Consider the following 1,415-nt stretch of genomic DNA (forward strand, 5'->3'; position numbering starts at 1 on the left):
GGTGAGACCTGATGCCGAGCCGATTGTGGTGAAGTGGATGATCCTATGCTGTCGAGAAAAGCCTCTAGCGAGTTTCATGGCGGCCCGTACCCTAAACCGACTCAGGTGGTCAGGTAGAGAATACCGAGGCGTTCGGGTGAACTATGGTTAAGGAACTCGGCAAAATGCCCCCGTAACTTCGGGAGAAGGGGGGCCATCACTGGTGATCCGTTTTACACGGTGAGCTGGGGGTGGCCGCAGAGACCAGCGAGAAGCGACTGTTTACTAAAAACACAGGTCCGTGCGAAGCCGTAAGGCGATGTATACGGACTGACGCCTGCCCGGTGCTGGAACGTTAAGGGGACCGGTTAGTGCACTTTCGGGTGTGCGAAGCTGAGAACTTAAGCGCCAGTAAACGGCGGTGGTAACTATAACCATCCTAAGGTAGCGAAATTCCTTGTCGGGTAAGTTCCGACCTGCACGAATGGCGTAACGACTTCTCGACTGTCTCAACCATAGGCCCGGTGAAATTGCACTACGAGTAAAGATGCTCGTTTCGCGCAGAAGGACGGAAAGACCCCGGGACCTTTACTACAGTTTGATATTGGTGTTCGGTTCGGCTTGTGTAGGATAGGTGGGAGACTGTGAAGCGGCCACGCCAGTGGTTGTGGAGTCGTCGTTGAAATACCACTCTGGTCGTGCTGGATGTCTAACCTCGGTCCGTGATCCGGATCAGGGACAGTGTCTGATGGGTAGTTTAACTGGGGCGGTTGCCTCCTAAAGAGTAACGGAGGCGCCCAAAGGTTCCCTCAGCCTGGTTGGCAATCAGGTGTTGAGTGTAAGTGCACAAGGGAGCTTGACTGTGAGACCGACGGGTCGAGCAGGGACGAAAGTCGGGACTAGTGATCCGGCGGTGGCTTGTGGAAGCGCCGTCGCTCAACGGATAAAAGGTACCCCGGGGATAACAGGCTGATCTTCCCCAAGAGTCCATATCGACGGGATGGTTTGGCACCTCGATGTCGGCTCGTCGCATCCTGGGGCTGGAGTCGGTCCCAAGGGTTGGGCTGTTCGCCCATTAAAGCGGTACGCGAGCTGGGTTTAGAACGTCGTGAGACAGTTCGGTCCCTATCCTCTGCGCGCGTAGGAATATTGAGAAGGGCTGTCCCTAGTACGAGAGGACCGGGACGGACGAACCTCTGGTGTGCCAGTTGTTCTGCCAAGGGCATGGCTGGTTGGCTACGTTCGGAAAGGATAACCGCTGAAAGCATCTAAGCGGGAAGCCTGCTTCGAGATGAGTATTCCCACCCCCTTTGAGGGGTTAAGGCTCCCAGTAGACGACTGGGTTGATAGGCCAGATGTGGAAGCCCGGTAACGGGTGGAGCTGACTGGTACTAATAGGCCGAGGGCTTGTCCTCAGTTGCTCGCGTCCACTGTGT

At 55.9% G+C, this 1,415-nt stretch carries 1 rRNA gene (running past one end of the window); it reads left to right on the forward strand.

Going from position 1 to position 1,415, the window contains the following annotated elements:
• A 23S ribosomal RNA gene (locus AB0436_RS30475) occupies nucleotides 1-1,394 on the forward strand; it begins 1,369 nt to the left of the window's first position.
• Nucleotides 1,395-1,415 lie beyond the last annotated feature (21 nt).

It is taken from the genome of Streptomyces sp. NPDC051322, from assembly GCF_040689485.1.
Taxonomy (GTDB): domain Bacteria; phylum Actinomycetota; class Actinomycetes; order Streptomycetales; family Streptomycetaceae; genus Streptomyces.